The 24,745-nt window shown below is 37.4% G+C and carries 17 protein-coding genes and 1 tRNA gene; 13 read left to right on the top strand and 5 right to left on the bottom strand.

The annotated features are described in order from the left end of the window. The first annotated feature begins 659 nt into the window (after positions 1-659). The 7 genes from WG905_RS08300 (at position 660) to WG905_RS08270 (ending at position 9,241) form a co-directional block, all read left to right on the top strand. Positions 660-3,650 (top strand): type I restriction endonuclease subunit R, encoded by a 2,991-nt coding sequence (locus tag WG905_RS08300; RefSeq protein WP_339591252.1) that lies wholly within the window; start codon positions 660-662, stop codon positions 3,648-3,650. Continuing rightward, positions 3,643-4,923: a restriction endonuclease subunit S gene (locus tag WG905_RS08295; RefSeq protein ID WP_339591251.1), complete on the top strand. Its 1,281-nt coding sequence runs from the start codon at positions 3,643-3,645 to the stop codon at positions 4,921-4,923. The genes WG905_RS08300 and WG905_RS08295 overlap by 8 nt, the downstream gene beginning before the upstream one ends. 2 nt (positions 4,924-4,925) lie before the next feature. Further along, positions 4,926-5,996, top strand: coding sequence for an AAA family ATPase (locus WG905_RS08290; protein ID WP_339591250.1), 1,071 nt, complete (start codon positions 4,926-4,928; stop codon positions 5,994-5,996). 8 nt (positions 5,997-6,004) lie between these two features. Further along, positions 6,005-7,633 (top strand): type I restriction-modification system subunit M, encoded by a 1,629-nt coding sequence (locus WG905_RS08285; protein ID WP_339591249.1) that lies wholly within the window; start codon positions 6,005-6,007, stop codon positions 7,631-7,633. A gap of 248 nt (positions 7,634-7,881) precedes the next feature. Further along, positions 7,882-8,340, top strand: coding sequence for a JAB domain-containing protein (locus WG905_RS08280; RefSeq protein WP_339591248.1), 459 nt, complete (start codon positions 7,882-7,884; stop codon positions 8,338-8,340). Between the two features lie 151 nt (positions 8,341-8,491). Further along, a tRNA-Arg gene (locus tag WG905_RS08275) sits at positions 8,492-8,566 on the top strand. 390 nt (positions 8,567-8,956) lie between these two features. Continuing rightward, positions 8,957-9,241, top strand: a complete 285-nt coding sequence (locus WG905_RS08270; RefSeq protein WP_339591247.1) for a hypothetical protein — start codon at positions 8,957-8,959, stop codon at positions 9,239-9,241. A 274-nt stretch (positions 9,242-9,515) separates the two neighbouring features. Here the strand turns inward: WG905_RS08270 and WG905_RS08265 are convergent, their stop codons facing one another. Beyond that, positions 9,516-10,970, bottom strand: a complete 1,455-nt coding sequence (locus WG905_RS08265) for an RtcB family protein (RefSeq protein ID WP_339591246.1) — start codon at positions 10,968-10,970, stop codon at positions 9,516-9,518. A 101-nt stretch (positions 10,971-11,071) separates the two neighbouring features. On the opposite strand from WG905_RS08265, the gene WG905_RS08260 reads away from it, so the two are divergent. The 4 genes from WG905_RS08260 to WG905_RS08245 all read left to right on the top strand — a co-directional run bounded on the left by WG905_RS08260 (position 11,072) and on the right by WG905_RS08245 (position 19,645). Further along, positions 11,072-12,109 carry a helix-turn-helix transcriptional regulator gene (locus tag WG905_RS08260; protein WP_339591245.1) on the top strand — a complete coding sequence of 346 codons (1,038 nt, stop codon included), beginning with the start codon at positions 11,072-11,074 and terminating at the stop codon, positions 12,107-12,109. Positions 12,110-12,498: 389 nt separating this feature from the next. Continuing rightward, positions 12,499-15,759: a SusC/RagA family TonB-linked outer membrane protein gene (locus tag WG905_RS08255; protein ID WP_339591244.1), complete on the top strand. Its 3,261-nt coding sequence runs from the start codon at positions 12,499-12,501 to the stop codon at positions 15,757-15,759. Positions 15,760-15,774: 15 nt separating this feature from the next. After that, on the top strand, positions 15,775-17,538 hold the full coding sequence (locus WG905_RS08250; RefSeq protein ID WP_339591243.1) for a RagB/SusD family nutrient uptake outer membrane protein: 1,764 nt from the start codon (positions 15,775-15,777) through the stop codon (positions 17,536-17,538). 79 nt (positions 17,539-17,617) lie between these two features. Beyond that, positions 17,618-19,645 (top strand): IPT/TIG domain-containing protein, encoded by a 2,028-nt coding sequence (locus tag WG905_RS08245; RefSeq protein ID WP_339591242.1) that lies wholly within the window; start codon positions 17,618-17,620, stop codon positions 19,643-19,645. 264 nt (positions 19,646-19,909) lie between these two features. Here the strand turns inward: WG905_RS08245 and WG905_RS08240 are convergent, their stop codons facing one another. The 3 genes from WG905_RS08240 to WG905_RS08230 all read right to left on the bottom strand — a co-directional run bounded on the left by WG905_RS08240 (position 19,910) and on the right by WG905_RS08230 (position 22,461). Continuing rightward, a complete protein-coding gene (locus tag WG905_RS08240; RefSeq protein WP_339591241.1) occupies positions 19,910-20,578 on the bottom strand; it encodes a response regulator in 669 nt (222 codons plus the stop codon). A 6-nt stretch (positions 20,579-20,584) separates the two neighbouring features. Continuing rightward, positions 20,585-22,183 (bottom strand): tetratricopeptide repeat-containing sensor histidine kinase, encoded by a 1,599-nt coding sequence (locus WG905_RS08235; protein ID WP_339591240.1) that lies wholly within the window; start codon positions 22,181-22,183, stop codon positions 20,585-20,587. Between the two features lie 119 nt (positions 22,184-22,302). Next, positions 22,303-22,461 carry a hypothetical protein gene (locus tag WG905_RS08230; protein ID WP_339591239.1) on the bottom strand — a complete coding sequence of 53 codons (159 nt, stop codon included), beginning with the start codon at positions 22,459-22,461 and terminating at the stop codon, positions 22,303-22,305. A gap of 362 nt (positions 22,462-22,823) precedes the next feature. On the opposite strand from WG905_RS08230, the gene WG905_RS08225 reads away from it, so the two are divergent. Next, complete coding sequence (locus tag WG905_RS08225; RefSeq protein WP_339591238.1) at positions 22,824-23,702, top strand: hypothetical protein; 879 nt, start codon at positions 22,824-22,826, stop codon at positions 23,700-23,702. Positions 23,703-23,795: 93 nt separating this feature from the next. Beyond that, positions 23,796-24,068 carry a hypothetical protein gene (locus WG905_RS08220; RefSeq protein WP_339591237.1) on the top strand — a complete coding sequence of 91 codons (273 nt, stop codon included), beginning with the start codon at positions 23,796-23,798 and terminating at the stop codon, positions 24,066-24,068. Positions 24,069-24,151: 83 nt separating this feature from the next. Here the strand turns inward: WG905_RS08220 and WG905_RS08215 are convergent, their stop codons facing one another. Next, positions 24,152-24,745 carry a DUF4202 domain-containing protein gene (locus WG905_RS08215; RefSeq protein WP_339591236.1) on the bottom strand — a complete coding sequence of 198 codons (594 nt, stop codon included), beginning with the start codon at positions 24,743-24,745 and terminating at the stop codon, positions 24,152-24,154.

Here is a 24,745-nt window from a genome sequence, read left to right as displayed (position 1 = left end):
TTGTTTATAAGAAATCTATACTACAGATCAATTTCTTCAATGTATACTTTTAATTATAGTGAAATAAGAGTTAAGTAAGCACTGCTACCAACCCAAATAGGCACGCCTAAAATCATCACTGACATATATGTATCTAAATTTATTGCTTATAATCTAATACTATTGCAATAAATGCTTCTCCTATTTTGGTTTGTGAATAAAACATACTTAATAACTGGCTTTGGTAAGAATTAACACAGTCATCAACCAAAAGCTTCTCATATGCTGTATGCATTTTAATTCTTTCATTCAACACCCCAGCTATGTTGATATTTTAGTAACATGATTACTATTAAAAAGTATTCTTGATGTTGAGGCAATATAATTCAGCTAGGATTGGTCATCCTGGCTGATCCTTTATCACACTTTAGCTCCTCATGGAAAACATTCTTAAAGTAATGCTATGGCACTTCTACTTAGAGTTCCTCGCTCAGCTCACAGGCGGCTGAGCAGAATATCTCATGTTTAACAACGCCCTTATATGTTGCTAATCAAACAATAAGCTGTCCAGCGACAATAATGCTTTAGTAATTATTATATTAATACAAATACAATTCGCTTATAATCGTTCGTAATGGGTAAATAAATCTAACTTTGTTATTAAAGAACTGAAGTACTTCATGACTAAAGAAAGCCACATTGAACAAAGTTTGCTAAACAAGCTTAGCGATCTGAAATACACAAATCGTCCTGAGATAAAGGACCGGTTTTCTCTTGAGCAAAACTTTCGTGAGAAATTTGAAGCACTTAATCGTGTCCGTTTGAGCAATGCTGAATTTGCAAGATTACGTGATGAGATAATCACACAGGACGTTTTTTCAGCCTCAAAAACACTTCGTGAAAAGAATTATTTTCAGCGAGAAGACGGAACGGCATTACATTACTCATTGGTAAACATTAAAGATTGGTGCAAAAACGATTATGAAATTATCAATCAGGTAAGAATAAATACAGAAAATAGCAATCACCGTTATGATGTAATTATTCTAATTAATGGTTTGCCTATTGTTCAGATTGAATTAAAAGGTATCAGTATATCTCCTAGGCAAGCGATGCAACAAATTGTTGATTATAAAAACGACGCAGGAAATGGTTATACCAATTCATTGATGTGTTTTATGCAATTGTTTATTGTAAGTAATCAATCGAACACCTACTACTTTGCAAATAACAGACTTCAGCATTTTCAATTCAATGCAGATGAACAGTTTTTACCAGTTTATCAATTGGCTGACGAAAACAATAAAAAAATCACACATTTAGATTTATTCGCAGATAAGTTTTTATCTAAATGCACTTTAGGCGAAATGATAAGCAAGTATATGGTCCTGGTGGAAAGTGAGCATAAGCTTTTGGTAATGCGACCATATCAAATCTATGCTGTAAAAGCAATAGTAGATTGTATCAAACAAAATCGAGGCAACGGGTACATTTGGCATACAACTGGAAGTGGGAAAACCTTAACTTCATTTAAAGCATCTACTTTATTAAAAGAAAATACTGAAATTGAAAAGTGTTTGTTTGTTGTTGACAGAAAAGACTTAGACAGACAAACACGAGAAGAATTCAATAAATTTCAAGATGGTAGTGTTGAAGAAAATACCAACACTGAAAGTTTAGTTAGACGGTTACTGTCTTCCGATTACTCAGATAAAGTTATTGTTACCACTATTCAAAAACTAGGTTTAGCTCTTGATGATACCAAAAAGTACAAAGATAGATTAAAGCATTTAAGTAATAGCAGAATGGCTATTATATTTGATGAATGTCATCGTTCTCAATTTGGTGAAAATCATAAAGCTATTAAGGAATTCTTCCCGAAAGCACAACTATTTGGATTTACAGGCACTCCCATTTTTCCTGACAATTCAAATTATACAATTCGGGAAGGCGAAGAGGCTTCTTTCAAGACCACAGAATCCATTTTTGAAAAAGAGTTACATGCTTACACAATCACTCATGCTATTGAAGATAAAAACGTACTCCGTTTTCATATAGATTATTACAAAGGTAAAGGAGAGCTAAATCCGAAGGCTGGCGAAGCAATATCACAGCAAGCGGTTGTTGATGCTATTATAGAAAAACACGATTCAGCAACGAATCATAGGAAATTCAATGCGATTTTTGCAACAGCTTCAATTAACGATGCCATTGAATATTATCGCTTGTTTAAACTCGCCCAACAGAAAAAGAAACAGTTTGACGAAGATTATGTTCCTTTGAATATAGCTTGTGTTTTTTCTCCACCAACTCAATTAATGTCAAAAGAGGGCGAGAAAAAAAATGCCGAAGACATCAAGCAATTACAGGAAGATTTACAACAAGAAAAATTTGATAATCAATCAAATCCTGAAGAAAAGAAAATGGCATTAATTGAAATTATTGAGGACTACAATAAACAATTTGATACCAATCACAATATTAACGAATTTGATGGATTTTATCAAAACGTGCAAGCCCGGATAAAGGACCAAAAATACAGTAACAAAGATTATTCGCATACGAATAAGATAGACATTACCATTGTAGTAGATATGTTACTTACAGGTTTTGATTCTAAGTTCTTGAATACTTTGTATGTGGATAAAAAACTGAAATACCACGGATTAATTCAGGCATTCTCTCGTACCAACCGTGTGTTAAATGACACCAAACCTTATGGAAATATTTTAGATTTCCATTCACAACAGGAACAGGTAAACCAAGCGATTGCTTTATTTTCAGGGGAAAATTCAGAAGATAAAGCTATTAAAATTTGGATGGTAGATCCTGCTCCAGTAGTTATTGAAAAATACAAAAAAGCCGTAGAAGCTTTGGGCATTTTTATGGAAGATAACAAGCTATTAAATGATCCCTCAGAAGTATATAACCTGAGAGGAGACGGTGCTAAAATTACTTTCGTTAAAAATTTCAAAGAAGTACAACGGCTGAAGACGGAATTAGATCAATACACCGATTTGAATGAATCGCAAAAAGAAGTCATTGACAGCATTTTGCCGATCGATCGTTTACTATCTTTTAGAAGTTCTTATTTAGAAACTGCTAAACAGTTTAAAGCTATTCAGGATAAAGAAGGCAATAACGCTCCTGAAAATATTCAGCAACTGGATTTTGAATTAGTTTTGTTTGCTTCTGCAGTGATTGATTATGATTACATCATGAACTTAGTGGCAGACAACTTACAGATGAAACCATCTAAACAAAAAATGAGTAAAGATGAGATTATTCGTTTGCTTAGTGCTACAGCCAATTTGATGGAAGAACAAGAAGACTTAACAAATTATATCAATAGTTTAGATTGGAACAAAGGACAAGATATAGTTAAACTTCGCAACGGTTACCAAGATTTTAAAGAAAATGAAAATGATAAAGTATTAACAGATATAGCGATTGCTCACGGCTTGCAAACTGTCGATGTAAAAGGATTTGTCGCCAACATAATGAGCCGATTGATCTTTGATGGTGAAAAACTTACTGATTTGTTAGATCCTTTAGACCTTAACTGGAAAGAACGCAGTTTAAAAGAACAAGCTTTTATGAATGAATTGATACCATTGTTAAAAAAACAAGCCCAAGGGCGAGAAATATCTGGATTGACGGCTTATGAATAATGATATAAACAAATTGGTTCCTGAATTGCGCTTTCCTGAGTTTGTGAATCAGGGAGAATGGCAACAGAAAACACTAAATGAAATTACGTCTTCAATATTTGATGGAACTCATCAAACACCTAAATACACTGAAAACGGAATCCCTTTTTTTAGTGTTGAAAATTTAATTAGTGGTAATAAAAATAAATTCATATCTGAAGAAGACCACATAATAGCTACAAATAAAAATAAACCTGAAAAATTTGATTTATTGATTACCAGAATTGGAAATATTGGATTTCCTAAAATTATAGATTGGGATTACGAGTTTAGTATTTATGTTACATTAGCTGTTATTAAAAAATCTAAACAGTTTAATTCATATTATTTGTATTCATTTATTCAGTCTGATTTTTATCAGAAAGAAATAAAAAGTAAGTCTTTGCTTAATGCAACACCTTGTAAAATTAATATGGATGAGCTACGTAAAACAAAAATTTTACTGCCTCCAGATAGAGAGCAAAAAGAACAAAAAAAAATTGCCGATTGCTTTTCATCATTAAATGAATTATTAAGTGCTTATAGTAAAAAATTAGAATCTTTAAAAAGCCACAAAAAAGGATTGATGCAAAACCTTTTTCCACAAGAAGACAAAAAAGTACCAAAATTAAGGTTTAAAAAATTTGAGAAAGATGGGGAATGGGAAGAGAAATTAATAGAAGATTTTTTTGATGTTGGCTCAAGTAAAAGAGTATTACAAGAAAATTGGACAAGTGAAGGAGTTCCTTTTTACCGTACAAGAGAGTTAGTTTCTTTAAGCAAAAATGCGCCATTCGGAAGTGAAATTTTTATTTCTGAAAAACTTTTTTCTGAATTATCAAAAAATTATGGAATACCAACAGAAGGTGATTTTTTGATTAGTGGTGTTGGTACACTTGGAATTTCTTATCAAGTAAAAAAAAATGATAGATTTTATTTCAAGGATGGAAACGTACTTTGGTTTAAAATTAAAAAAAAATTATGCTCAAGTTATTTTAAGTTCTGTTTTCAATCAAATCATATACAAGGGCAAATTATTGCTCAAACATCATTATCAACTGTTGGTACCTATACAATACAAAACGCAAAAAAAACTAAATTTTGGTATCCATCTTCTTTAAATGAACAACAAGAAATAGCCGACACTCTTTCCTCTTTAGATGATTTAATCAAAGAGCAATCAAACAAAATCGAGCAATTAAATTTCCACAAAAAAGGATTGATGCAACGGTTGTTCCCTAATATTTCAAATTAAATATGGCTACAGTAAAGGATTTAGCAGAAGAACTAAATAATATAGATGAAAATATCATTCTCATCTACGCACTAAATTCGACAGGAAAAACTAGACTATCAGTAGCGTATAAAGACTATACCAAGAAAAAAAACAACGGAAAACACGCTGGGGTATATTATAATGCTTACAGTGAAGACTTATTTGTATGGGACAATGATGAAATAAACAGTAATGCTGGCTTAAAATTAACTGTATTGCCAAGTACTCTCAATCAATTCCATAGCAATCTTATCGAAAACGATAAAATTATTAAAGAGAAATTAGAACCATATTTTCCAAAATATAAATTCAAACTTAATCAACATAAAAATTTCGAAGATGGAATTGCATCTGTAACATTTTTTGTAAATGAAGAAAATGAACTTCCAATCAAAATATCAAGAGGGGAAGAAAGAATTTTCGTGTGGTGTTTCTTTTTAGCATTATTTGAAGTTGATGGCTGGGCAGATCAACAAAATGCACACATTCTTATAGATGATCCTGTATCAAGTTTAGATGATCACAATATATTTATTACGACTAGGTCTATTTTAGAATTGATAAAAATGAATTATTTAAACAAAGAAAAAATAATAATTTCTACTCATCATATTGGTTTGTTTTCAATACTAGCAACTTGGTTAAAAAATGATGCAAGCAAAGGGGGTGTCGGAAATCTAACTAAATTGGTAATATTAAAAAATAAGGGAGGAGACCTTAATTTTAAAGGAACAAATAGCGATGTTTTTCTATATCACTTACATCTTTTACAAACGCTTCAAGAAGCTAGAAAAGTACAGCTTTACAAATATCATATGGTACTACTAAGACAAGTGCTTGAAAATATAAATTCATTTCTCGGTTCTAAAAAAATAGGACGGATATTAATAGACATTGGTATAGATGACGTGGATAAAAAAGCAGATGAAATAAATTCATTATCACATCAACAATCTTATCGTTATCAGTTTAGTGAAATGTCAGACAATGAAGAAACATTGTTCAATGAGGTTTTTGATGGTTTAATTAATAAATACAATTTCAAAGTATAATTGAAAGAATGACACAAAAAGAACAACAACAATTAGGTAAAACCCTTTGGGATATAGCAGATAATTTACGTGGCGCAATGGATCCCGATGATTTTCGAGATTATATGCTATCGTTTCTTTTTCTTAGGTATTTATCTGCGAATTATGAAGAATCTGCAAAAAAAGAATTAGGAAAAGATTATCCTGATAATACACCAAAAGATGTAATGTCAAAATTAAAGGTTAATACACCTTTAGAGATTTGGTACAAAGAAAATCCTAATGATATAGAAGCTTTTGAAAAACAGATGCGCAGAAAAGTGCATTATGTCGTCAAACCATCTCATCTTTGGAATAGTGTTGCTGAATTGGCTCGTACCCAAAACAATGAGTTGTTAGAAACACTACAGGAAGGCTGCAAGTATATAGAAAATGAGTCTTTTGAGAGTGCTTTCCAAGGATTGTTTTCAGAAATAAATTTGAACTCTGAAAAATTAGGAAAAACACATAAAGATAGGAATGACAAACTATGTGTTATCATTCAAAAAATTGCAGAAGGTATAAAAGATTTTTCTACCGATTCAGATACTTTAGGTGATGCCTATGAATATTTGATTGGTCAGTTTGCAGCAGGCTCTGGTAAAAAAGCGGGTGAATTTTATACGCCACAACAAATATCTTCAATACTTTCTGAAATAGTAACACTAGACAGTCAAGACCCAACGACAGGACCAAAACTGAGACTAGAAAAAATATTGGATTTTGCAAGTGGGTCAGGATCGTTGTTGCTCAATGTTAGAAAACGCATCAAAGAAAACGGTGGGAACGTAGGTAAGATTTACGGCCAGGAAAAGAATATCACGACCTATAACTTAGCACGTATGAATATGCTTTTGCACGGCATGAAAGATACCGAGTTCGAGATTTTCCACGGCGATACATTACTAAACCAATGGGATGAGTTAAACGAAATGAATCCTTCAAAAAAGTTAGAGTTTGATGCCATTGTCGCTAATCCACCTTTTAGTTTACGTTGGGAACCCAACGAAGTGATGGCTGAAGATTTCCGTTTCAAAAGTTATGGTTTAGCACCAAAATCAGCCGCAGACTTTGCATTTTTATTGCACGGCTTTCATTTCCTGAGTCAAAATGGCACGATGGCAATCATTTTACCTCATGGAGTATTATTCCGTGGTGGAGCAGAAGAAAAAATCAGAACCAAATTATTGAGAGATAACCACATTGATACGGTAATTGGGTTACCATCAAATCTGTTTTATTCAACAGGGATTCCTGTTTCAATTTTAATTCTAAAAAGATGCAAAAGATATGAAGATGTACTTTTCATTAATGCTAGTGACCATTTTGAAAAAGGAAAACGGCAAAACACACTGAGCGAAAAACATTTCGATAAAATTATAGAAACTTATAAATTTAGAAATGAAGTACCAAGATATTCCAAAAGAGTATCAATGGATGAAATTGAGAAACAAGGATATAATCTAAACATTTCACGTTATGTTAATACTTCTTTTGAAGAACAAAAAATTAATTTGAGAGAGGTCAATATAGAACTTTTAGAAATTAATAAACGTATAATAGAGGCTACAAATAGGCATAATGAATTTTTGAGGGAATTGGGGTTACCAGCAATTTGATAAAAAACTTTGGATTGAAAGTATTTAGAGTACACAATTTACTGTGGCAATACGGTTCTCATGGTGAGAAGCATATATGATTTGTTAATTATTGCACAAAGCTAAGGCTTGTCAACTCAACACGTTTAAAGAAGTTCCGGCATAAAAACTCAAAAGGCATTTACGCTCCACCTATTTATTCCGTTTGCTTTCTTTACTTAGATTGAGCTGAAAGCTTGGTTGGGTTACCATAATTAATCTAAAATCTTATGGTACAAACGACATTATTCAAAGTTGCTGAAGTTGAACTTAAATACTCAGCTGATTACAAAATTGCAGACAGACCCAAAATTAACTCTTCTGCTAGTGCTTATGACATCCTGTTACAGCAATGGAGCTTGAACAGAATTGATCTGTTAGAAGAGTTTAAAGTGCTTCTTATGAACAGAAGCAATAGAGTTTTAGGATTAGTAACTATCTCTCAAGGTGGGGTTGCTGGAACAGTGGCTGATCCTAAGCTTATATTTGTTTCAGCGTTAAAGGCTGCTGCAAGTTCTATAATACTTGCGCACAATCATCCAAGTGGAGAGATGAGACCTAGCAATGAAGACATAAAGCTTACAAAAAGAATTGTTGAAGGAGGGAAATTGTTGGATATACCAGTAATGGATCACCTCATCATATCTAGACATAGGTTTTACAGTTTTGCAGATGAAGGGTTATTATAAGCCACCATAAACATATAACTTAGCAACTAATTAATCGATTTTTAAACATGGTTAATTGCTGTTTTATTAAAGTGCCAATTGAAGGAAGCGACAACCAATCCGACAACCGACAATAAATAGACACTTTAAATGATAGCTGAATGTGTTAAATGGTCCCGTAGTTCAACGGATAGAATAGAAGTTTCCTAAACTTTAGATATGAGTTCGATTCTCGTCGGGACCACCAACAAGGTTGTTTGGGTGTGTTAAAAGGCAGTTTTGCCAAAGCCACATCAACCACATACGTTTTAAAATTAAAGCTCCTGAATTGGAGCTTTTTTTATGTCTGCTATATCGACAGCAGTCACAATTCATTCGCATCATCGAAATCACTGAAATTAATGTCAACACGGTCATGTTCAATGTTTGTATGAGTGGTAAAACCCAATAAATGGGGCATGAGACTTCCTTTAAGCTTGATTTGGTTGAAAAAATATGCAAAGTTAGATTTGGAAAAGCCTTTGCTTTGATGTAATTTTATATCTACTAATTCGCGCAAATTTGCTTGCTTTTTGAAAACTTATATTTATTCTGACCCATGTTAGGCAATATATTTTAACCTCAAAATTTAAAGACAATGTTAGTTATTGCACATCACAACATCAGCGATCCTGAAGGTTTTTGGGCTGCTGCAGAAAAAGTGTCAAAAAATATACCCGAAAATTTGAAACTGCATGGCGTTTATCCTGCCATGGATGCTAAAACTGGTACCTGTCTTTGGGAAGCCAAAAGTGCACAGGATGTTCAGCAGTTCCTTGATACGAATGCAGGACAGTATGCAAACAACTTCTGTTACGAAGTAAATGTAGAGAAGTCGATAGGACTACCTAAAATTCAGCTGGCGGAAGAAAACCTTAGTTGAAAGGATCATTAATTTTGAAAACAGGCATCTTATTTTGCATGCCTGTTTTTATATATTTGCTGAGGCTGATCCCCACCCAGCCAGCGTTTATTGAGTTTTACCTGCAGAACGGATGGCTTACTTTGATGCCTTAGCACCTTCATGGTTTAGCGTTTGATTTTTTGTTCTGCTTAACAGGTTGAACTTCATAATGAACCTCCTTTTTCTTTTGTTAATACAAAGGTTGAAAGCAATTGTGCAGGGTATCCGCCCAGTAAATAATTTAAACTATTTGCTAATCTTCTGGCTTTTCTCTTGGATTAGCCATTCGCACAATCCTCGGCTCAAACTTCGCAAGAACTTCAACCAGGTCATTTTGTGCAGCCATTACCGCATGGATGTCTTTATAGGCCATCGGCGCTTCATCCATATCGCTGCCCATCAGGGTAATTCGTTTCTCAACAAGATTGGCCGCAATTAAATTCTTGTCCAGCGTTTTAAAAGCCGCGCTTCTGCTCATTAAACGACCTGCACCGTGGCTGGCGGAATTAATGCTTGTTGCGTTACCTTTTCCGCGCACTAAATAGCCGGGCGTACTCATGCTACCGGGGATGATCCCTAAAACACCATCACCTGCCGGCGTGGCACCTTTACGGTGCACCATTACCTCCGTGCCGTCGGCTAGCTTTTCTTTCCAGGCAAAATTATGGTGGTTTTCTATCCGGGTAATCGGACTAACCCCCAAAGCACGGGCTATCTTATTGTGGATCTCATGGTGGTTTGCACTCGCATATTCCCCTGCAAGATTCATAGCTATCCAGTACTCCTGCCCTTCATCCTTATCCAGGTCTAACCAGGCCAAATGCTTGGCTTCGGCAGGAAGTTTTGTTTTAACCATAGCAATTTTGCTATAGTGGTCAGCCACAGAGCCCCCAAATCCACGTGAACCGGAGTGCGATAACAACGCTAAGTATCTACCAGCAGGGACACTGTCTAAGGCACCCTTGCCGATAGTCAACTCGCCCCATTCCACAAAGTGGTTGCCGGTGCCGCTTGTACCCAATTGCGCATAAGCCTTATCCTTCAAGGAGCGGATTACCTTGGTCTCATTCCAGGTGTTGCTGTCAAACAGCGAACTGTCAAAGTAAGATTTTGTGGTACACCCCATACCGAAATAGGTATTGTCAACCAGAATATTTTTCAGTTTGTCAGCCTCAGTATCGATAGCTTCCGCAGGCAAGTCAAAAATGCTTAGGCACATTCGACAGGCAATATCTACACCAACGGCAAACGGAATAATTGTATTCACCGTTGTAGCCAGGACCCCACCGATAGGAAGGCCATAGCCTTGATGCGCATCAGGCATAAGGGCACCCGCAATTGCGATAGGCAATTGTACCGCAGTTCTCATTTGTGCCAGGGCACCCACCTCGATATGCTCCAGTCCCCATACCGGAAACTCGGCTATTTCTTCTTTCAGCTTAAAGTTGCCGCGTTCTTGTTTTACAAATTTACCTTCCTTACGCATGGCGATGACGTCCTCAGCCAGGTTCTTAAACTTGCCGCCTTTCTTTAAAGCATAAGGCATAGGATCGTCGATCAGTGCTTCTAAATTTGCGAGGATTTCAGATTTGCCAATTACGTTATGTTTCAACAAACCATTGGCCACGCGACTAAAGTTTACCAGGATTTCCACATCGTTAATACCTAAAGCCTTTAATTCGTTATTACTGATTTTATCTTTTTCCATGACTGTTTATTATTTATTGATACAAAGAAATATAGCATCTGCGCAGTGTATTTGCGCAGGTAAAAATAATTCATAAATTCATTAAAATTATTTCAGACCCTATGCCTGTCAACAGAAATGCCCTCATCCGCTACCGCACCATAGACCAATGCCTGCAAAACCGCTATAAGAAATGGACGCTCGACGCTCTGATCGACGCCTGCAGCGATGCAATCTATGAATACCAGGGTATCGATACCGGTGTAAGCAAGAGAACGGTACAGGCTGACATGGAAATGATGCGTAGCAATAAGCTGGGTTATAAAGCGCCTATTGTTGTCGTTGACAAGAAATATTATACCTATAGCGATAAAAATTACAGCATCACCAACAGCCCGCTAAATCAGCAGGATATGCAGGTGCTGACTGAGGTATCTGGTTTATTGAAGCAATTTAAGGGCTTTAATCATTTTGCTGACCTCAATGAAATGGTGAGTAAGCTGGAAGACAAAATCTATTCACAGAAGACACATAGTGCTCCAATAATCGATTTTGAAAGGAATGATAACTTGAAAGGGCTGGAGTACATTGAAGTTATACGAAAAGCGATAGTGGCAAAGAAGACACTGTGCTTAACTTATCAATCATTTAAAGCAAGGGGTGCTCATACATTTTGTTTTAGTGCCTATTTACTCAAAGAGTACCGGAATCGTTGGTTTGTATTAGGTGTGCAGCATAAAAAAAGCGGTAAGCTGTATAATCTGGCACTGGATCGAATTCAATCTATTGAGGATCATCAGGAAGCTTACCGGGAAAACACCATACTAGATCTTTCTACTTACTATAATGACGTAATAGGAGTAACAAAATCTCCCGGTCAGCGTGACTGCGAGGTTGTTTTCTGGATAGATAACGACAATGCACCTTATGTAATTACCAAGCCTTTACACCATACTCAAACGTTGTTAAGGGAAGATGAAATAGGTAAAATATTTAGTATTAGGGTAGTTCTGAATTTTGAATTGGAGCGTGAGCTATTAGGATTTGGCTCCAAAATGAAAGTATTAGGACCGAGGATTTTGGTGAAACAAATGAAACAGCAATTACAGAAGACCATTGATCATTATAATACATCGACTACAAATCAATGTCCTGGTTAATTCGCGATCACCATTTAATTCACAGCTCAATTTCGTTTTCATAAGGAAATAAACTTTCTTAATTTCCCCCACAGTTACTATCTTGGGTGTGATTATTAATTAAGGCATACTTTTTATAACTAAGAATTTATCCGCTTTGTCAATGTTCCAAGAATCAAACAATACTTTTACAGTTTCAGAGAAGGCTTCAAAAACAAAAATAGCGAACGTACTAAAACTCAAAACGGCTAAGCTACAATTAGATAGATTGGTTATCCCCTTATGGTTTTGCAGTCCATAAATGTCATCACATCTCCTCAGCCAAACCAATTATCCCAGTTTGTTTCCTGCTAATAGTGTTCTTTTAGAATATAACAACCAACCACTCATACACTGCAAATTCCTTAACTATGAACAAACAAAGACCAACAACAAAACCGAAAATTTGCCATCATGCAAATTTCACACCGATGCTTCTATTTTACAAGAAAAGTTTCCACACCATTCTGTTTCTATTTCTAACCACAGTAGGGACTGCATTTGCTCAGCAAACAGATTTAATGGAAATTAGGGGGAGGGTAGTTGATGAAGGATCACAACCTATCCCTGCAGCAACAGTAACTGTGACGGGAGGATCAAATGGTACTCAAACTAACCCCGACGGCCGGTTTATCTTAAGAAATGTAAAAACCGGTGATTCAATCAGGATCGCTTATATGGGTTACCTTACACAAGTGGTGCCCGCAAAAAATGACCTTCTCATTGTATTGAAGGAAGCTAAAAATGACCTGGAAGAAGTGGTCGTTCTGGGTTATGGATCGCAGAATAAGGCGAACATCACGGGTGCCGTTTCCTCTGTCAATATGAGTAAGGTCGACAATGTGCCAGTCACCAATCTTTCTAATGCCTTAGCTGGACGGGCTGCGGGCGTAACCGTAACCAATACTTCCGGTTTAGCAGGAGCCTCATCAGCGATCAGAATCAGGGGGTCCTTCGGTTCACCATTAATCGTTATCGATGGAATTATAAAAACCAAAGCTGATTTTGATGCTTTGGATGCGAACGAGATTGATCAAATGACAGTCTTGAAGGACGCTGCAACTGCCTCAGTATATGGCTCACAGGCAGGTAACGGAGTAGTGGTGGTCACGACAAAAAAAGGGTTGAATCAAGCGCCTGTTTTTAATTTCCAAACTTCTTTCACCACTGCACGCCCAACCCAAACTTTACTTGCAGATTTAACAACTGCGGCTGATGAACTGACTTATCAAAACAGGGTGGCTCAATTTAATGGGAATACATTGCCAAACGGGCAAAGGGAGTTCGATTATTTTCAGGATAAAAACTATAATGTGAACGATTGGATTTGGCAAAATCCAATGACGCAAAAGTATCTGTTTAGTGTAAATGGCGGTAGTGACAAGATTACTTATTACACGCAGGCAAGTTATACCGGTGAAAATGGTTCTTATAAAAATTTAGATTATGGAAAGTTCAACCTGCGCTCAAATGTCACTGCCAAGTTAAGTGAGGCCATTTCCCTGAACTTGAATATCTCGGGCGCACAACAAAACCACGATCGTTTCTATTGGCCATTTACTGGGGATGATGATTATAACGTCGGTGATTTTTATCGGGTTACCTTTAACTGGCCTAAATTATATCCTTTCTATACGGAAAAAGATGGCACCCCTGCAAATCACGTCACAGATTTTCCAGTACAAACCCCAATGGGAAGCTGGCAAGCCTGGAATGTGATTGATCAGGTGATGGGAGATCGTTATATCCAGACCACCAGAAGACAACTGAATTCTATCTTAACAATGGACATCAAATTAGATCAATTTGTTAAAGGTCTTTCTGCAAAAATGGTAGGTAATTACGAAAGCAACGATTACTTGCGTAAATGGTACATGACGTTTCAAAAAAACTATGCCTTTATTTCTGCTGATCCGGGTGGAAACCGATTTATCCCGGGAGCACCTGACCCGAACAACACAAATACCTTTAATTTTAGTCAAGCCTTGCCGTTTTTGAGGTACCAGACAGAAAATGGCTGGAAGTACCAATTAAATGCCTACTTAGCCTATAACCGCACTTTTAACAAGCACAGCATTAACGCATTAGCCGTTTGGGAGCAGACAGCGCGTCATGCCTACAATGTTACCTCTAAAGCATCCTCTCCGCTGACTTCCATTGATCAGATGTTTGTGTATTCAAATGATGAAGCGAATAGAACTGGAAGTGGCTACGAGGGCTTAGATGCGAGCCGGGCATGGGTTGGTAAGTTTAATTATAATTTCGATAACCGCTACCTGGTCGATTTTGCCTTCAGATATGATGGAAGTACACTCTTTTCAGAAGAAAATAGATGGGGATTTTTTCCATCCGTATCCTTAGCATGGAGAGTATCACAGGAAAGCTTTTTCAAAAACTCGGTGAATTGGGTTGACGATTTGAAATTTCGAATCTCTCATGGAACAACCGGCAACCTTTTAGATATCAATAGTAATCCTCTTCCAGCCTTTACTTATACTTCTACTTATGTGAATGCCGGTAGTTATATGTTTGGTGATAATCTTTATACCACCATTGCTCCAGGAGCTACACCTATCCCAAATGTAACCTGGGCGACCATCGAGAATTCCAACATCGGGCTTGATTTTGATATCCTGAACCGCCGTTTATCGGGTAGTATAGATGTTTTCCAAAACAAAATGAAAAACATATTAGGTCCCCGTACCGTGACCCTACCCGACTCTTACGGACAGACTTTAGCTGCCGAAAATTATGCACAAAGATCTTTCAGGGGTTCTGAACTGACCTTAAACTGGAAAAGTAACATGGGCAAAGAAGTTTCATACGCCATCTACGGAAATGTTGGCTATGCAAAAGACCAGTGGGATATTTTAGACCAGGGTGCAGACTATTTACCTGGAGGTAACCGGGAATGGCAATCTGCCATCGGACAGCCTGCTAACAGACTGTTTGGTTTTAAGGCCAAGGGTATTGTCCGTACACAGGCAGAGTTGGACCAGCTGATTGCCAGTGGTTATAAAACCTATGGTCGTAACCCATACTTAGGGGCAATTATTTATGAAGACATCAGAGGAGATAATTATAAGCCAGGACCAGATGGGAAAGTAGATGCCAATGACGTTCAGTTGTTAAGTAATAACAACAAGCCACGTATCAATTTTGGATTAGGTTTTAATGTAACTTGGAAAGGATTCACTATAGATACTCATTTTCAGGGAGTTGGTGCTTATGACAGGATGATCAGTAACCTTGAGGGTGGAGGCATGCGGCAACATGGCGGCAGCTTCAGAGCCTATTATCCGATTTGGACGGGGGATGTTTGGACACCGGAAAACCCGGATGGAAAATATCCTCGTGTAACCGGCACTAACTGGGCGGAGTCAGGTACGGATAATTCTAGTTTCTGGATTAGAAACGGAGCTTACCTGAGGTTGAGAAATGTGAACTTAGCCTATAATTTACCGCAAACATGGCTCAGTAGTGTAAAGCTTTCCAGTGCTCAATTGTTCTTTAATGGTACCAATTTGTTTACCATTTCAGATATGAAAGAGTTTCAAGATCCGGAGCAAGACAACTATGATTCCTTCCCGGTAATGAAAACATTTACCCTTGGATTAAATATCAAATTTTAAAGATCATCAGATATCATGAAGAAAATAATCTTATATATTTTAGTTATAGCCCTTTCAACTAGCTGTAAAAAGGTATTAGACGTTGAAAATATAAATAGCTATAGCCCTGAAAAGGTTTGGAATGATCCCAACTTAGCAAATGCCTATATGGCAAATATCTATTCCGTTTTTGGAAACTGGAGTGCCGGCAGTGATTTTAGATCAGACCAATTGGCCGGTGTTCCTTTCTTTCCCGATGCGGTTAGTATCACAAACGGCGGACTGGGTAACTGGGATTACGGTCGGATTCGTTTAATTAATCAAGCTTTGGTCGATGTAGAAACTGGTTCCTTAACTCCCGAAGAGAAAAATGGCATTCTTGGTCAGGCTTACTTTTTAAGAGCTTATATTTATTTTGCCATGGTCAGTACTTATGGTGGTGTTCCTTACATCAAAATTCCACAGGATAGGTATGAAGATGACCTGGATCTACCTAGAAATTCTACCAAGGAATGCTTTGATTTTATAGTGCAGGATTTGGATCAGGCAATTGCAGCCTTGCCAAAAAAGATCGCCCCATCCTCTGGTAACTGGGGTAAAATTGACGGCAATTTCGCCCTTGCTTTTAAAGCGAAAGTTATGTTATATAAAGCTTCGCCGCAGTTTAACCCCACAAATCCATGGGAAAATATTTACTGGGCCCAAGCCTATGAGACCAATAAGTTAGCCTACAATGAATTAAAAGCACAGGGCTTTAAGTTGGTAGATAATTATTCGAATATTGCACTGTCAGAGAAAAATTCTGAGGTCGTATTTTCTGTGATCAATAAGTTCCCGAATAAAATCGCAAATTGGGACAATGGAACGCGTCCTGGTTCATTAAGCAGGGGGCCCGCAAGTGCTACCCCCACCTGGAATTTCATAAAGGCGTTTCCAATGAAAGATGGTAAGCTGTATAATGACCCTTCAGGCGCCTACTATAAGACAGAGGAACAGTTTTTGAAAAGCTATTGGGAAAACAGAGATCCAAGGTTTGATAAATCTATATTGTGGAATGGGAAAGCCTTCCCTGTTGCCGGAAAAGTAGATGGTTACAGGCAGTATACCGGACTTGGTGTAGCGCCAGCTTTAGATAATTTTGGGGTCAATCCTAATTCTACTGATAAATCTGAAAATGGAAACCGTTATACAGGGCTTTTTATTACAAAAAGTCAACGGTTAGATTTAAAGCAGGAACAAGTGGAGCAATATGATACGGATTATGTACTGATGCGATTTGCAGAAGTGATGTTGAATTATGCGGAAGCTGCAAATGAAGCCGGACATCAAGCTGAAGCTTTGGATATCTTAACACAAATCCGTCAGCGTGCGGGCATAACGCCAGGAGCAGACGGTAAGTATGGGATTACCGCAACAAGCAGGCTGGAGATTAGAAAAGCAATTATGGACGAGCGAAATGTTGAATTCTGTTTTGAAGGACATAGGTTCAATGATTTGCGTCGCTGGAGAATGTTTAGTGTATTAAACAATAATCCTAAATATGGAATTGAAGCGATTGCGATTTTGCCAAATGGATCGGAAATGCCTATCAGCCAGGCGAAGACCCTTGCTACCGCCAATCAATTAAAAGAAAGCGATTTTAAATATGTCGTTTTGCAAATTCCAAGGACGGGTGTACAGGTGAATGTTTTACCTGACAAGTACTACTTTGCTCCAATATCACAATCTATATTAGGGAAGACTAAAAAGTTAGAACAGAATAAAGATTGGGGTGGGGCTTTCGATCCTACACTGAATTAATAATTTATTACTCCTAGTTCTGCAGTGGAATAGCGACTGCAGAACTAGGATACTTTTGTTTTTATTTCGAATGCTCTCCATGAAAATTACGATCTCTCACAGATTACTCGTTGTCGTTTCGCTTTTTTTATTGATCTACTCCTGTAAGAAAAAGGAGGCAGAAGAACCGACAACGCCAATCATCCTTAAGCCGGATATGCAAACATTGTCGGCAGTTGTATACGAGGATGGGGGCGTAACTTTTAATGCCGTCATCAATCAAATTCCCGACAGTCTAAAACAGTTTGGTTTTATTATATCTCCTGATAGCACATTTAAAACAAGTAATTATTTTGTATTCGCTACTCAAGCTATTACTGTTGGCGAATTTAAAATGGATGTTTTTAATGGCATTCCTAAAGATGTTAAGTACTATTTTACTGTTTTTGTTCAAACTCCTTCACGCATTAAACTTTTCAATTTAAAGACTTTTGAGTCCAAAGGTAATAAAGTGATGCGCATAGATTCTATATTTCCACTTCGCGCCCATCTTGGTGATACCTTAACAATTAAAGGCAAGTACTTTAGTAAGCAGTCTATTATCGTGAAATTTGATAACGAACATTCACCTACTTTCATGTTGAACGATTCCGTGTTAAAGTGCATTGTGCCTCAAACTATTAAACGTCCAGATCCACTGGTTTTTTTTACCAATGTCAATTCAATCGATACCATTGCCAAGGAATTTAAAACGTATAAACCTGAGATTTCCCAGTTTACAACCTTGGCCACCTTCCGGGATACGCTTGAAATTACCGGAGCTCATTTCAGTAATTTTGCTGAAGGGAATGTAGTCACGTTTGGAAATAAAAAGGCCAGGGTTATTGCAAATAGCAGAAGTAAGCTCTCTGTCGTAGTCCCTGATGAGACTTTAGCTGGGCCCCAGGTGATCAGCGTCACAGCACAGGGTTGGACGACTGAAAGCCAGGCGAAATTCAACCTGCGTCCGGCAGAGGTTATTTCTATGCCTTCCTCTGGAAGAATATTTGACCTCATTACCATAAAAGGGAAGTACTTTCACCCAAACTCTGCCTATAATGTTCTCTATGTAAACGGAAAGGCTGTGCCGTTTAAATCTTCCAGCAGCAGCCAACTCTCCTTTGACATTCCATATATACCTTATCCATCCCGCGAAGGGACAGTCTCTTTAAGGATTGCACAGCAGCCGTCTATAGGAGCCGGTAAAATTAAACTAACGAATGAATGGGTACCTGTAACTGATGATGTGCCTTCAAATATATATCGACCAATGGGTTATTCTTTTACAAATAATAGCAATTATGTGTTGGGTACAGCTACTTATAATACGACATCAGCACAGCTGTGGAAGTTTAATGCCCAAGATTTAAGCTGGACTAAAATAGATATGCCTTTTGTAATTTCTAACGGCTTAATGAATGGTAATGGTACTAAGCTTTACTTTTATCGGGAAAGCACAAATGATAATTTTTGGGAGTATGACACGGTTTCTAATACCTGGACGCAATTGGCAGATTATCCACTGACTGCACGCATGTTTGGTACAATGTTTTGTCTCGGAAACAAGGTATATATTGGATTAGGAACTTCCTCTCCACGTTACCATGCATCCTACGCTGCAGATAACTCGTTTTATGAATATTCCCGCACCACAAACAACTGGAAGAAAATTATAGATTATCCAACAAACTATGGCGACGCAGTTAGAAATGGATCTTCAAGTTTTGTAATTGACAATAAGGCGTATGTAGGTTGCGGAGCTACAAGTACCTTAACGAAGAAGTTTTATAGGTATGCTCCAAAAGAAGAGCGGTGGGAGCAAATCGCGGACTTTCCTGAAGCAGCTATTGCAACTATAGGTTTTGCGATTAACGGCCTCGGTTATATTGCTGGAGGGAATATCCATAAAAGCCATCTTTATCAATACAATCCTGCTACGGATAGCTGGAAGAACTTGTCGGATACCTATGTGAGGGTTTATGGCCCTGAATACAGTTTTGTGCTGATGGGAAAAGATAAAGTTTACGTTTTTGACGAGTATAGTAAACCAATGTTGATTGAAGTTTATAAAAAGGATTTAATTAACTAATGCCAAAGAGCTATGATCCTGCAGGAGGCAAAAGGCATGTATAAATGCGAGATTGCTTCCATCCTTTTAAAGTAACTGGAAAACAATCTCAACATTTTCGAGAGCTAATGCTTTTACTAATTATCTATAATTTGATAGGATCCTTCCCTCCGATCAAAGATTATTGTAACACAATTTTGTTATTTTGTTTACCAAAAGTACCCCAACCAGAACACTGTTCATTACGGGAAACCGTAATTATCAATTTAATGGAGTTGCACTCTATTAAATTATTCCAAAGTCTTTACAGTAAGCTACCAGTTGTTCGTTTTTAGAAAAATCCAAAACTTCTTTCATGAGGTTAAGCCGTTTTTCAACACTGCTTAAGCCAGCGGGTTTGATATTGTTCTTTTGAAGGTAAGCTGGAATTTCTTTCTGCAAGGTACCTTGCGAGAGCAGGGATATGATCGTGATATCATATGCCGAAAATTCGTGAACATTTTTTTGCTTCACGACCTGCTTCAAATTATCAGAGATGAAGGTTTTATTAATAGAAATGGCCTCAATGGCCAATTTAAGCTCTTTGGCATCGTGGCGTGCTTTACGCACATAGGCGTTAATGGCCAGCTCTTTGAAAAGGGTGTCGATAACAGCAGCCTTGTTTTCTGCGGAGAACACCAAGACCTTTAAATTCGGTTGTACGGCTTTAACAGCAGCAATCAATTCCATACCACCCAAAAGTTTTTGCTTGCGGTGATCTTCCTCAAAAGAAAGATCAGTAATCAGCAAATCATAAGGCTGTTCGCTAAGAACGTTCTTTTTGATGTGCATTAATGCATCATCACAGTAATAAGTATAATCGGTTTGTGGTATGCCCAGATCCTCCAATGTTTTCCTTACAGAAATGCTGGTTGTTTCGTGGTCTTCAGCAATTAATACTCTTTTGAACATCATTTATGATTAAGCAAGGGGAAATGAGATTTGAATTTTTAGTCCTTTTTCTACTTTGGTATCAAAGGTAATTGCTCCTTTAATGGTATCAATACGGTTTCCCGTATTTCTCAAACCATTATTTCTCTTGGTACTTTCTTTCATACCAATCCCATTATCAGTGTAGTAAATATAAATATGATTGAATTTCTGCTCAAACCTAACACCAACGTTGCTGGCGCCGCTGTGCTTTTTCATGTTAACCATCAGTTCCTGGAGAATGTGCTTTATTTCATATTGGACCTTCGCATTCACGCTGTCCCACAACTCCGGTGCATTTCCTGCGATGAGCATTTTAGTGCTTTCTGTGGCGAAGGAGGTAAGCAGTTCAGATATTTTTTCATGAAATTGAGCTGCGGAAGGTTCTTGTGTTTCATAAGAAATGTCTCTGGATTTTTCATAGAGATCTTCTATTCTATCTAGCACATGCTCTTTGTGGATATGCTCCTGGTTTTCAATTTCCGTCATCACGCGATATAAACCGTTGGCAACAACATCATGTACTCTTTTTGATGTTTTCAGTTGACTTTCTTTAATTGCATGCTGCGCCTCCAGTGCCAGCTTTTGTTTTCTTTTTTTATACCAAAAAACCCCTGCAATAAACAACAAAATGGTGCTGATGAGGACGATCATAAGCTGATATGTTTTCTCCGTATTGTCTTTTTGTAATTTGAGGTTATCTGCCTGATGTTTCTCTGTTTCGTAACGTATAATGGCAAACTGATTCTTAGCTGCATTTTGTGCGGTCTGTACACTATCACCTAACTGTTGATAAATCTCAAAATACCGCTTAGTTGTTTCTGCCGTACTTAACTTGATCAGTTTTTGAAGCGCTTCCAGCCGATCATCTGCACTATTCAATTGATTTGCCATCTGATACATTTTGTGAGCGTATATTAATGCTGAATCAGGGTTGTTCTTGCTATAATAGTCAGCAAGGTGAGAAAAACTTGCATTTTGTCCCCACAAATCATTTCCCTTTTTACGGATCGTCAGTGCTTTCAACAATCCTGGAGCAGCTTCATAGTTTGGATTCTCGAGCCATTTAGTGTAGGTGAAATTATCAATCGCCTTTGCCAATAGGTTTGGGTTACTTTTTACGGTATCATTTTCAAGTAGCTGCTTAAAAATGTCTTTAGCCGTGTTGTATTCTTTTAATCTGAAATGCACAACCGCCAGGTTATTCTGGAACATCAAGCTGTCCTTATAATCGGAAGTAATAGCGATTGACTTTTTATACCAAATGACAGCTTCCGGGTAGGCTTTTAAATTAGTTTTGTTAATTGCAATGGTATTGTAAACCGCTCCAAGATAGGAGGTATGCGTCTGGTTAAAGTAGTTCAAGGACTTTACTGCAGACTCGTCGCTACCGAAGTAATCGCCCTGTACGGATTGGGTGATCGCCATATTAAATAACGATTTGCCTACCAATAAGCTATCCGGACTGGAGGAAACTACTTTATTGTAATAGTAAAAAGCGCTGTCATAACGATTTCCATCAAAGAAATCATTTGCCTTGTCATATTTTTCTTTTAAAAGCTCCTTACTGAGTTGCTTTTCCTGCTTCACACAGGAAAAAAGTAAGTGGCAAACGAATACTAGCGCTAACAGTTTTTTCACCCAACTAAATTACTTATTTCTAAAGTAAAAAGAAGAGGAATGCTGAACTTTCCTCTTCTTTGCTATAGCTAGTTTCTAATTGGCGTATGTCCAATTTCTCCTCCAGTGTCACCACCGGTGTTTCCTTCATCGCTAACGCTTTCTGTCGTATTGGTGTTGTTGGTACTGTTTGTATCTGAGGGGCTTGCCAATCCTAATAAAATGGCAATAATTAATGGTAAAAACATGGTCAAAAATTTAGAAATGATAAACTCAGTAGGGCCCCGCGAATCATTCGCGGGGATTGCTACAATTGCAAATCAGAAGGCCTTCTGAAATTTTTGGGAAGTGGTGAGTTTCAATCACGGAAGCTTTAAGCTGCTTCCCAAACCGGTTTTAAGCCACCGTGAGATTCACTCTTTTAGATATCAGATTGAAGTAGTTCAGTTAGCTGCGCAGAACTTCCGCTGATTTCTAAAACAAATGTAGATGGGGTTAAATGATTAACTATCAATCGATTCCGGTAATTCCGATCATTCCGGCAGAATTCCGGTATTGCTTTAGGAATTCCGGAAATTCCGATTAATTTTGCATGTTAACGCCTCAAAAAATGTCTACTAATTATCAACAGCAAGTATTTGCTGACTATGTGCTGAAGAGGGATAACCAAATACTCTCTTTCAATTTAATGAGACCAACACGCTCAGGATTAAGAGCAGAGTGTTTGCATGTCTATGCCGAAAAAGGCTCCGCTAAAGATGATCGTGTATTACGATTGTTTTTTGGGCCAATAGATGCAGGGAATGATTACGTACAAAGAATCAGGAATTTTGATGTAGATAAATTCAGGCCTCTTGTGAAGTTTCTAAAAGGCGAAACAGCTGATACCCAGGATAAAAATATCGAGCTTTTGGCCTGGCTAATTAATTTTCAGTCACAAGGCTCTCTAAAAAAGGGGACGAATGGGATTTCTGTAATCGATTCTGCTGTTCCTGAGCCACAACAAGTCGTAGGGAATTTCAATAGTGTTGAGTGTAGCGAGGACTCAATTAACAAATTCAACTCAACCCCAGCCAATATCAACAATGTATTTAGCCTTAAAGGACCTTTTTTAATTCCAAAGAGGTTCAATATGGTTATTGTGACTTTTATTGCCGCTGTAGTTCTTTCAACTGGTTGGACTGTTTTTTCAGAAAAGAGCAATCAATGTATGTATTGGACAGGGAATCAATATGAATCCATTCCATGTGATGAAAAGTTTGGTGATGCCGCGATCATCGCTTTAGATACTTTTAAGGTAACTCATTTGAAAAAAATCACACGTCCGGATACAATTACCCGAAATTCTTTAGGGAAGGTTTGGTACAAAAAGATAAAAAGAGATAGTGTGGAATTTTATACAGCAGCTGGTGAATACCCGCTGGACAATAGAAAAAGGTTAATGCCGCTGACTCATTATATGTTAAATAAGTATATACTTCATCAATGATCCATAAATCCAATTCATTTTAAGCACAAGCCCCTTTATCAAGCTTTAGGAAGCTAATTAGGGTTTTACGGTTTCCCGTAAGGAAAGCGTTTTATGCAAAGCTACTTTTGGTTTACAAATTCAACTGTTTTCCAAAAATTAAAGAATCACTTTATGGCAAAGAGAAGAGCATATCAAAAAAGAAGAAATCACAGAGGGCTTCAGGATGTTTTAATTTCATTGGGGATATTACTTAGTTTAATTCTTTTTATCATAAAATTCACCTGGGGAGGAATCGGTTGGATAGAAATCTTTGCCCCGGTAATGATTGTTTTATTCATTTCTTTTTTACTAGCTGCTTTAAAAAAGGTTTTTGAAAGAATATAGTTCTACCAAATTTGAGTAATCGTGTTGTTAGTTGGTTGGTTGGTTGGTTGGATAAGGGGGATAATCCCCCCTATTAATACCCTCTACACCAGGCTAAGCGCCTCTTTGATATAACCTAAGCCCTCAGGGGAATAGTTTAAGGTTAATGCGAGTTGGTGACCCGCTTCATCCATCTTTAATAAGGACTTCCTGAGTATGTTGACCACCTTTTCGTGGTTGTGTTGCTGATGAAACTCCTCGTATTGAAAGGCTAAAAAAACCAGGCATAGCGCATTTTCCATAGTCTGAACATCACTATCCAGCTTTAATTTTTTCTTCAGGATGATTTCCTGAACCCTGCTGATCTCCTCCTCACTGTAGCCGGAATCCTGAAGGATTTCACCTGCTTTTTGGGCATGATAATGTGCAAGGTCCTTTCTCCATTTAAGGTAAGATTCCCGCCCTGGAGCATAACTCTCACGGGGGATTTCCCATCTGCCAATGTGCTGACACCTGGAAGCCAATAAAAGGGCCTCGTTAGCTGCCGGGTTGATTTTAGTCACCCATTCGTGTAATTTCAAGGCCAGGAAATACTCTCTGGGATAGATAACTCCTTCCCAAACCATTGAATGAGGATCCTTTTGATTGTAAGCATCAAACTTTTTGAAGGCTGTTTCTTGTTTATTTACTTCTTCCAT

This window comes from Pedobacter immunditicola (assembly GCF_037482985.1).
GTDB lineage: Bacteria > Bacteroidota > Bacteroidia > Sphingobacteriales > Sphingobacteriaceae > Pedobacter > Pedobacter immunditicola.
Note: the sequence above shows the minus strand (reverse complement) of the source record. Positions and strands in the feature narration are given on the sequence as shown.

Excerpts from the sequence above, each read along its gene's own strand:
- WG905_RS08230 (WP_339591239.1), bottom strand. The coding sequence starts at position 22,461 with ATGTTTTTACCATTAATTATTGCCATTTTATTAGGATTGGCAAGCCCC.
- WG905_RS08295 (WP_339591251.1), top strand. The coding sequence starts at position 3,643 with ATGAATAATGATATAAACAAATTGGTTCCTGAATTGCGCTTTCCTGAG.
- WG905_RS08300 (WP_339591252.1), top strand. The coding sequence starts at position 660 with ATGACTAAAGAAAGCCACATTGAACAAAGTTTGCTAAACAAGCTTAGC.
- WG905_RS08245 (WP_339591242.1), top strand. The coding sequence starts at position 17,618 with ATGAAAATTACGATCTCTCACAGATTACTCGTTGTCGTTTCGCTTTTT.
- WG905_RS08260 (WP_339591245.1), top strand. The coding sequence starts at position 11,072 with ATGCCTGTCAACAGAAATGCCCTCATCCGCTACCGCACCATAGACCAA.
- WG905_RS08290 (WP_339591250.1), top strand. The coding sequence starts at position 4,926 with ATGGCTACAGTAAAGGATTTAGCAGAAGAACTAAATAATATAGATGAA.
- WG905_RS08270 (WP_339591247.1), top strand. The coding sequence starts at position 8,957 with ATGTTAGTTATTGCACATCACAACATCAGCGATCCTGAAGGTTTTTGG.
- WG905_RS08265 (WP_339591246.1), bottom strand. The coding sequence starts at position 10,970 with ATGGAAAAAGATAAAATCAGTAATAACGAATTAAAGGCTTTAGGTATT.
- WG905_RS08280 (WP_339591248.1), top strand. The coding sequence starts at position 7,882 with ATGGTACAAACGACATTATTCAAAGTTGCTGAAGTTGAACTTAAATAC.
- WG905_RS08215 (WP_339591236.1), bottom strand. The coding sequence starts at position 24,745 with ATGGAAGAAGTAAATAAACAAGAAACAGCCTTCAAAAAGTTTGATGCT.
- WG905_RS08250 (WP_339591243.1), top strand. The coding sequence starts at position 15,775 with ATGAAGAAAATAATCTTATATATTTTAGTTATAGCCCTTTCAACTAGC.
- WG905_RS08255 (WP_339591244.1), top strand. The coding sequence starts at position 12,499 with ATGAACAAACAAAGACCAACAACAAAACCGAAAATTTGCCATCATGCA.
- WG905_RS08220 (WP_339591237.1), top strand. The coding sequence starts at position 23,796 with ATGCAAAGCTACTTTTGGTTTACAAATTCAACTGTTTTCCAAAAATTA.
- WG905_RS08240 (WP_339591241.1), bottom strand. The coding sequence starts at position 20,578 with ATGATGTTCAAAAGAGTATTAATTGCTGAAGACCACGAAACAACCAGC.
- WG905_RS08285 (WP_339591249.1), top strand. The coding sequence starts at position 6,005 with ATGACACAAAAAGAACAACAACAATTAGGTAAAACCCTTTGGGATATA.
- WG905_RS08225 (WP_339591238.1), top strand. The coding sequence starts at position 22,824 with ATGTCTACTAATTATCAACAGCAAGTATTTGCTGACTATGTGCTGAAG.